We start from the raw sequence: 8,682 nt of genomic DNA, 5'->3' as shown, positions 1-8,682 counted from the left end.
TCGAGTCGGTCTGTCCGCCGGTCCGTCCGCTGGGCGGGCCGGTCGAGTCGGTCTGTCCGCCGGTCCGTCCGCTGGGCGGGCCGGTCGAGTCGGTCTGTCCGCCGGTCCGTTCGCTGGACGCGCCGGTCAAGTCCGCGCATCCGCCACCCCGTCCGCCGAGCGCGCCGGTCAAGTCCCCCACCCGCCGCCCCGTCCGCTGGACGCGCCGCTCCAGCCCGCCCGCCGACCCGGTTCACCGCGGCGTCGGCCCGACGCGGCGTCGGCCCGTCGTGGTCAGCCGAGATCGTCGAAGGCGTCCGCGAAGTCCAGTCCCGGGATGTCGGCCACCGCCGGGACGCCCACGCGCGCGGCGAAGTCGTCGCGCCGGTGTCCGGCGTCCGGGTCGTACACGTCGTCGTGGACGACGACCCAGACCGTGACCTCGCCCCGGGCGTCGTCGCGCACTCCCCAGTCGTCGGCCAGCGCGGTGATGATGTTGAGCCCGCGGCCCCCGTGCGCCGTCACCGAGGGGGTCGCCGGGGCCGGACGGGTCGGTCCGCCGCCGTCGGTCACCTCGACCAGGAGCCGGCCGCCGGCGTCCACCCGCCAGGCGGCCCGTACGTCGCCGTCTCCGGCCAGGGCGTCCCCCAGGGGCCGGCCGTGCTTGCAGGCATTGCTCAAGAGTTCTGAAAGGATCAGTACGGCGTCGTCGATGACCGCTTCCGTGACTCCGCTCTCGCGCAACTGATCACGCATGCGGTGCCTTGCTTCCCCCACGCCCGAAGGACCATGGGGAACGGCCATACTCGACGACGTCGGCACCTCCTGTGCCACCACCAACGCCACCCCCGAGACCTCCTTCGCCCCACGCCACGGTGTGAATGCCCCTTTGGCCTGAACCGGAAACCGGCCGATCCGCGCCCGGTGACGCATTCGGCACACCCGGACACGGGCCGAACGCGCCGGAGCACTCCCGGTGATCAGACGGCGCCCGGATGGCTGGAATGTGCCGGTTTGGCTACCGGATCAGGCCGGTGGCCGACCAGGTGTGCGTTCCGCAGCAGTGCGCGTGCCGGTCGGCGGTCTCAGCGGCCGAGGTGGTCCAGGACCGCGCGGGGGCGGTTGGTGATGATGGCGTCGACGCCGAGGTTCACGCAGAGGTCCACGTCCCCCGGCTCGTTCACGGTCCACACGTGCACCTGGTGGCCGGCCCGTTTCAGACGCTCGACATAGGCGGGATGACTGCGCACGATCCGCACCGAGGGACCCGCGAACCGGACGCCGGCCGGCAGCCGCCCGTCGCGCAGCCGGGGCGAGACGAACTGCATCAGGTAGACGGTGGGCAGGGTCGGCGCGGCGGCCCGCACCCGGTGCAGCGAACGCGCCGAGAAGCTCATCACGCGCACGCGCGTGTCGTCCGGGTCGGCCGGGGCGTCCAGCCCGAACCGCTTCAGCAGCGCCAGCAGCCGCTCCTCCACCTGCCCCGCCCAGCGCGTGGGGTGCTTGGTCTCGACGGCCAGCTCCACCCTGCGTCCCGCGTCGGCGACGAGTTCGAGCAGCCGCTCCAGGGTGAGTACGGAGGTCGCCTCCCGGTCCTCCGGACGGTGCTCCCACTGGGGTTCCTCGCCGCGGATCCGCCACGCCTCGCGCGTCTTCCAGGAGCCGAAGTCCAGTGCCGCCAGGTCGGCCAGCTCCATCGCCGAGACCGCGCCGCGCCCGTTGGACGTACGGTTGACGCGCCGGTCGTGGACGCACACGAGGTGGCCGTCGGCCGTCAGGCGCACGTCGCACTCGAGGGCGTCCGCACCCTCCTCGATGGCCTTCATGTACGCGGCGAGGGTGTGTTCGGGGGCTTCTTCCGAGGCCCCGCGGTGGGCGACGACCTGGATACGGTGCTGTCGTGCGTGGGTCACCGCGTCATGGTGCCACCGGGCGGGGACAGGTGTGAGGCGGGCGGAAGACGCGGGCGGGGCATCCGGGCCGGTATGTCTTACATTTCCTAAGTAAGGAATAACCACGGACCCACAGCGACCGCTTATGGTGCTCTGACGGCTCGTGGGAAAAGCTGGGGCATACAAAAAAGACATGCGCAGCTGCACGCGTCGGACCCTCCGGGCCCGGCGCCCACGAGCGCGTACGAGCGCGCACGAGCATGGCCGGACACGGTCGAGTGCGACTGAGTGCGACTGAGTGCGACTGAGTGCGACCGAGTGGGACGAACAACAGCCGTGGACCGAGGAGAAAAGCTGTGAGCACCGAGAACGAGGGCACCGCGGTACCTCCGGCCCCGTCCGCACCCCCCGTGCCGGTGGATTCCGCCGCAGCTTCCCAGAGCCACCAGGGCGGTCCGGGCCAGGGCAGTCCGCTCCAGGGCGGCCCGGCGCCGGCACCCGCCCCGTACGGAGCGGCCGCGCAGGGCTCGGCCCCCGACGCCTCCTGGCCGCCGCCCCCGCCGCCGTCCACCCCGTACGCGGGCGGCGGCACCGGTGGCGGCGTCGGATTCGGCGGCGGTGACGGTTCCGGCGGCGGAGGCGGCGGCTGGGGCGCCCCGTACCAGCCGCCCGCGCCGAAGTCCGGCGGCGGGCGCGGTGGACTGTTCGCGGCGGTCCTGGTCGCCGCGCTGGTGGCGGGCGGCCTCGGCGGCGGCCTCGGCTACACCCTGGCCGAGAACAACGACTCGGGTTCCACCACGGTCTCCGCCTCGGACACCGGCGGCTCGGTCAAGCGCGACGCGGGCACCATCGCGGGCGTGGCCGCCAAGGCGCTGCCCAGCACGGTCACCATCGAGGCCGAGAGCACCAGCGGCGAGGGCGGCACCGGGACCGGTTTCGTCTTCGACAAGCAGGGCCACATCCTCACCAACAACCACGTGGTGGCCGAGGCGGTCGACGGCGGAAAGCTCACCGCCACGTTCCCGGACGGGAAGAAGTACAACGCCTCGGTGGTCGGCCACGCGCAGGGCTACGACGTCGCCGTCATCAAGCTGGCGAACGCGCCGTCGAACCTGAACCCGCTCGCCCTGGGCGACTCCGACAAGGTGGCCGTGGGCGACTCCACGATCGCCATCGGCGCCCCGTTCGGCCTGTCCAACACCGTCACCACGGGCATCATCAGCGCCAAGGACCGCCCCGTCGCCTCCAGTGACGGCAGTGCCACCAGTAAGGCGTCCTACATGAGCGCCCTGCAGACCGACGCCTCCATCAACCCGGGCAACTCCGGCGGCCCGCTGCTGGACGCCCGGGGCAACGTCATCGGCATCAACTCCGCGATCCAGTCCGCGAGCAACGGCCTCGGCGGCACCGGCCAGGCCGGCTCCATCGGCCTCGGCTTCGCCATCCCGATCAACCAGGCCAAGTACGTCGCCCAGCAGCTGATCAAGACCGGCGAGCCGGTGTACGCGAAGATCGGCGCCTCCGTCTCCCTGGAGGAGACGACGGACGGCGCCCAGATCACCGAGCAGGGCGTCAGCGGCGCCGAGCCCGTCGAGTCCGGCGGCCCCGCGGACAAGGCCGGCCTCAAGCCCGGTGACGTCATCACCAAGCTGGACGACCACGTCATCGACAGCGGCCCCACCCTGATCGGCGAGATCTGGACCCACCAGCCCGGCGACAAGGTGAAGGTCACCTACGAGCGCGACGGCAAGGAGAACACGGTGGAACTCACCCTGGGCTCCAAGACCGGCGACGACTGAGCCGCCCGGCCGCTTCTCGCACACGGTGAGGACCTGGCCGGCGGCACGGCCTCCTCACCGTCGTGGCCGGCAGCAGGACCCGACGCACACCCGCTGCCCGGCCGGCCGGGCACCGAGTACGCCCCGCGATGCGACACACCATCGAACGGAACCCGGAACCCGGAACCCGGAACCCGGAACCCGGAACCCGGGGCCCGGAACCCGGGGCCCCGGGCAGCCATCCGTCTCCCCGGACCTCCGGCCCCCGCACACCGCCGGGTGCCGGTACGCTGTACCCGCTCCGCCCCAGGCGGGCCGGGGCAGAGGTGGGTTGCCCGAGCGGCCTAAGGGAACGGTCTTGAAAACCGTCGTGGCAGCGATGTCACCGTGGGTTCAAATCCCACACCCACCGCAGCGAGACGGCCCCTGACCAGGCATGACGGTCGGGGGCCGTGGTCGTTCGGCAGTGGGGGATGTCAGGGGCGGTGTCCCGTCATGCGGGCGGCTGAGGTGAGGGTGGCCCGGGCCTCGCGTTCGGTGAGGCCGGTGTGGAGGGCCGCGTCGAGGAGGGCGTCGGTGAGGGCGGGGCCGATGCCGTTCTCGTAGGCGCGGCAGGCCGCCCAGAACAGGCGGGTGTTGCGCTGGCCCTCGTGGGCGGAGAGGACGAAGTTGACCAGGCCCTGGCCCTGGGCGGTGTCGGGGGAGGGCGTGGGGTGGTGCGTGCGGGGCGCGGGGAGCAGCAGGCGCAGGAGGGCGCGCGGGCAGGGCGCGGGCGCCAGGTGCGCGGTCCCGGGGGCGATGGCGTACGTGCCGTGCCGGGTGCGGGAGCCGGGGCCGACCAGGTAGCCGCCGGTGCCGCGGACGTCGACGCCCGGGGCGAGGCGGCCGGCCGAGTTGGGCACGGCGGTGTCGGGCGGGCCGGTCAGCCAGAGGTGGCGGCCACCGCTGGGGGTGAGGACGACGATCGTGGGCGGGATCGTGAACAGGTGCCGCAGGGCCAGTTCGCGCAGGGCGGTCGGGGAGTTCCCGTCCGGTTTCGTGTCCAGGTCGATGCCGATGAGGTGGTGCGGGGGCAGACCGCAGGCGATGCCGTACCCCGTGGCCCAGGGGGCGGCCGCGAACAGTTCGCGGATGCGGGCGGGGTCGGTGGAGGCGTCGTGGACCCCGTGGCCGGGGCGTCCGCACTCGCCGCGGCAGGGGGTGGTGCCGTCGGGGCCGTCGCGGTGCGGGGAACGCAGGGCCGGGAGCTTCGTCCGGGAGAGCGGGATGACGGCCAGTCCGCGCTCGGCGGCGGACAGAGCGTGTGCGAGGGCCGGCGTCGTGGCCTGCCGGTCGGTGGTGGCCATGACTTCATTTTCGTATGTCTGTTCGAGAAAGGGAAGGGGAGTGCGTACGACGCGCCGGGTGCGGGGTGGCGGGAGCGGTGATGCCGGAACGCTTCACCTCTTGTACTGCTTGGGGTGTTGCTGTCCCTCCTGTCCTGAGGTGCGACGCAAGGGTGCGAAAGGGTTTATCCACTTCTCCTCACGCTTGAGGGCGAATCGGGGCTATGGGGGTGGTTCGCGGGTGATCGGTGGGCAACTCTGATCACGCGACGTCGTGCACGGCACCGGGACGGGCGGCCAACTGTCCTGGTGAACAGGCTGGTCCAGGTACTTCTCGTGTCGCCGGCAGCGGCCGGTGCGCATCTTCAGGAGGAACAACATGGCAAGCATCCGTACCGCTCGCGTCATCGCCGCCGTCTCCGCCCTGCCGCTCGCCGCCGCCCTCTTCGCCGGCGTGGCCACCGCTGACAACGGCGCCATCGCGGACGACGGATCGAACGCGACCGCCTCCGAGGCCTACGCGGGCATCATCGGCAGCGGCGTCGGCGGCGACAACAACGGCAACTCGGCGACCACGCAGCAGCAGGCGGTCGGCTCGGGCGCCTCGAACCAGAGCAACACCGCGCAGGTCGACGGCTCCGCGTTCACGGCCATCAACCAGGGCAACGAGAACGTGGCCGTCAACTTCACCCCGCTGTGGTAGTGGGCTGAGGGACCGGTACGGGCGCTTGCTCACCGGCGCCGGCCCGGCCGGTCCCTCCCTCCGAGGTGTGGGTGTGCTTCATGGGGTCGCGACGCGTCGGCGCGGCGGTACTCCGGTACCGTCGCGCAGGCGTTCCCCCCGCCGGGCGTCCACCCTCCGGGTCCGCCCCCAGGGGTGATCCCTCATCCGCCCCGCACCCCTCGTCCACCCACAGGAGGTGCGGCCGGGCCCGTCCCTACAACCTGAGGCGGAGCCCGCTTCGGGACCTGCGGCCGATCCGGGGCCGTACCCGTCGCTCATAGCGTTGGGGCATGACCACACCCGTCTGCACCAGGGCTTCGAACGTCGCCGGGCCGGCGACGCAGACCGTGCCGTACCAGCCGTTCTCGTACCCGTCCTTCGCGTCGTACGTGAAGGCCCGGCAGCCGGTGCTGCTGCGCACCGCCCGGTCGCTGACCGCGAACCCGAGCGACGCGGAGGACCTGCTGCAGACCGCGCTCACCAAGACGTACGTCGCCTGGGAGCGCATCGAGGACCATCGGGCACTGGACGGCTACGTCCGGCGGGCCCTGCTGAACACACGGACGTCACAGTGGCGCAAGCGCAAGGTCGACGAGTTCGCGTGCGACGAGCTGCCCGAGCCGGAGCCCGTGCCCGGCGGGCACGACCCGGCCGAGCAGCAGGCGCTGCACGACGCGATGTGGCGGGCGATCCTGAAGCTGCCGGCCCGCCAGCGGGCGATGGTCGTCCTCAGGTACTACGAGGATCTCAGCGAGGCCCAGACGGCCGAAGTGCTCGGCGTCTCCGTCGGCACGGTGAAGTCGGCGGTGTCCCGCGCCCTGGGAAAGCTCCGGGACGACCCCGAACTCCACCCTGAGCTGGGTATGTCCCGGTGACCCGGGGCCTTGGAGGAACTGACCGCCAGGTCCCTGCGAGGAACTGACCGCCGGATCCTTGCGAGGGGCCGACGAGCGGGGGTCCTGGTGAGTGGCCGGGCGTGTTCCGGCGAGTGAGCGGGCGGGTCCCGGTGAGCGGTCGTGCGGGTCCCAGGCGTGCCCGGGCAGGGGCGGGCAGGCCCCGGCCAGGTCCCTGGCCCGAGGGGGTTCGGGCACGCCCTGGTATGTCCCGGCCAGCCCCCGGTCCGAGGGGTCCGGGCAGGCCCGGCCGAGCCCCGCCCCCGATCCGCAGTGATCGATCACCGGTACCTAGTGACATACCGCGTGGTACGTGCGCAGAATCGGCGCAACCCTTACCGCCGCGTAGGCAATGTCGCCCCGGGAGGTCACCGTGCTGAGCACGATGCAGGACGTACCGCTGCTCGTTTCCAGGATCCTGACCCACGGGTCGACGGTCCACGGCACCTCTCGGGTGACCACCTGGACCGGTGAGGGGGAGCCGCACCGCCGCTCCTACGCCGAGATCGGCACCCGTGCCGCCCAGCTGGCGCACGCCCTGCGCGACGACCTGGGGATCGGCGACGACGACCGTGTCGCGACGTTCATGTGGAACAACTCCGAACACGTCGAGGCGTACTTCGCGATCCCCTCCATGGGCGCGGTCCTGCACACCCTCAACCTCCGCCTCCCGCCCGAGCAGCTCGCCTGGATCGTGAACCACGCGGCCGACCGTGTCGTGATCGCCAACGGCTCGTTGATCCCCCTGCTCGCCCCGCTGCTGCCCCACCTGAAGACGGTGGAGCACGTCATCGTCTCCGGAGCCGGTGACCGGACCCCGCTCGCAGGGGCGTCCGCCCAGGTCCACGAGTACGAGGAGCTGATCGCCGGGAAGCCGGCCGCCTACGACTGGCCGGAGCTGGACGAACGCGCGGCGGCGGCCATGTGCTACACCTCCGGCACGACCGGCGACCCCAAGGGCGTGGTCTACAGCCACCGCAGCGTCTACCTGCACTCCATGCAGGTCAACATGGCCCAGTCGATGGGCCTGACCGACCAGGACACCTCACTGGTGGTCGTACCGCAGTTCCACGTGAACGCGTGGGGGCTGCCGCACGCCACCTTCATGACCGGCATCAACATGCTGATGCCGGACCGCTTCCTCCAGCCCGCGCCGCTCGCCCGGATGATCGAGGCCGAGCGGCCGACGCACGCCGCCGCCGTCCCCACCATCTGGCAGGGCCTGCTCGCCGAGCTGACCGCCCGGCCCCGGGACGTCTCGTCGCTCACCCAGGTGACCATCGGCGGGTCCGCGTGTCCGCCGTCGCTGATGGAGGCGTTCGACGCGCTGGGCATGCGGGTCTGCCACGCCTGGGGCATGACCGAGACCTCCCCGCTGGGCACGGTGGCCCGGCCGCCGGCCCACGCGGTCGGCACGGAGGAGGAGTTCGGCTACCGCCTCACCCAGGGCCGGTTCGCGGCCGGCGTCGAGGCCCGCCTCACCGGGCCGGGCGGCGAGCGCCTGCCCTGGGACGGCGAGTCGGCCGGCGAGCTGGAGGTCCGGGGACCGTGGATCGCCGGTGCCTACTACGGCGGACCGGCCGCCGAACCACTGCGCCCCGCCGACAAGTTCAGCGAGGACGGCTGGCTGAAGACGGGCGACGTCGGGACCATCTCCCCGGACGGCTACCTCACCCTCACCGACCGGGCCAAGGACGTCATCAAGTCCGGCGGTGAGTGGATCTCGTCCGTCGAGCTGGAGAACGCGCTCATGGCCCACCCCGATGTCGCCGAGGCCGCCGTCGTCGCCGTACCCGACGACAAGTGGGGCGAGCGCCCGCTGGCCACCGTCGTCCTGCGGGAGGGGGCCACGGTCGGCTTCGAGGCGCTGCGCGCCTTCCTCGCCGACGAGCGGGGCATCGCCAAGTGGCAGCTCCCGGAGCGCTGGACGGTCATCGAGGCGGTGCCGAAGACGAGCGTCGGCAAGTTCGACAAGAAGGTGCTGCGCCGCCGGTACGCCGCCGGGGAGCTGTCCGTCACCCGCCTGTGACTCCGCCCCCGCCTGTGACGTCCGTGGGCCGACCGCCCGCGCGCCGCCTCCCTCAAGGAGGC

7 protein-coding genes and 1 tRNA gene are annotated in these 8,682 nt (G+C 72.4%); 5 read left to right on the top strand and 3 right to left on the bottom strand.

The window, feature by feature from the left end; translation table 11 throughout:
• Positions 1-273 precede the first annotated feature (273 nt).
• Positions 274-912 (bottom strand): ATP-binding protein, encoded by a 639-nt coding sequence (locus tag ACY1JF_RS09355; RefSeq protein WP_462704536.1) that lies wholly within the window; start codon positions 910-912, stop codon positions 274-276.
• Between the two features lie 152 nt (positions 913-1,064).
• Positions 1,065-1,892: a glycerophosphodiester phosphodiesterase gene (locus ACY1JF_RS09350; protein WP_462704535.1), complete on the bottom strand. Its 828-nt coding sequence runs from the start codon at positions 1,890-1,892 to the stop codon at positions 1,065-1,067.
• A gap of 335 nt (positions 1,893-2,227) precedes the next feature.
• On the opposite strand from ACY1JF_RS09350, the gene ACY1JF_RS09345 reads away from it, so the two are divergent.
• Both ACY1JF_RS09345 and ACY1JF_RS09340 read left to right on the top strand, forming a co-directional pair.
• Positions 2,228-3,670, top strand: a complete 1,443-nt coding sequence (locus ACY1JF_RS09345) for a S1C family serine protease (protein WP_462704534.1) — start codon at positions 2,228-2,230, stop codon at positions 3,668-3,670.
• Positions 3,671-3,974: 304 nt separating this feature from the next.
• A tRNA-Ser gene (locus tag ACY1JF_RS09340) sits at positions 3,975-4,061 on the top strand.
• Between the two features lie 64 nt (positions 4,062-4,125).
• Here the strand turns inward: ACY1JF_RS09340 and ACY1JF_RS09335 are convergent.
• Positions 4,126-4,995 (bottom strand): bifunctional DNA primase/polymerase, encoded by an 870-nt coding sequence (locus ACY1JF_RS09335; protein ID WP_462704533.1) that lies wholly within the window; start codon positions 4,993-4,995, stop codon positions 4,126-4,128.
• 358 nt (positions 4,996-5,353) lie between these two features.
• On the opposite strand from ACY1JF_RS09335, the gene ACY1JF_RS09330 reads away from it, so the two are divergent.
• From ACY1JF_RS09330 to ACY1JF_RS09320, 3 genes are all read left to right on the top strand, one after another.
• Positions 5,354-5,677, top strand: coding sequence for a hypothetical protein (locus ACY1JF_RS09330; RefSeq protein ID WP_462704532.1), 324 nt, complete (start codon positions 5,354-5,356; stop codon positions 5,675-5,677).
• A gap of 311 nt (positions 5,678-5,988) precedes the next feature.
• The gene (locus ACY1JF_RS09325; RefSeq protein WP_462704531.1) at positions 5,989-6,573 is read left to right on the top strand and encodes a SigE family RNA polymerase sigma factor; all 585 of its coding nucleotides are present in this window, start codon (positions 5,989-5,991) and stop codon (positions 6,571-6,573) included.
• Positions 6,574-6,943: 370 nt separating this feature from the next.
• On the top strand, positions 6,944-8,620 hold the full coding sequence (locus ACY1JF_RS09320; RefSeq protein ID WP_462704530.1) for a long-chain fatty acid--CoA ligase: 1,677 nt from the start codon (positions 6,944-6,946) through the stop codon (positions 8,618-8,620).
• Positions 8,621-8,682 lie beyond the last annotated feature (62 nt).

Source organism: Streptomyces sp. SYSU D01066-1 (assembly GCF_054956795.1).
Note: the sequence above shows the minus strand (reverse complement) of the source record. Positions and strands in the feature narration are given on the sequence as shown.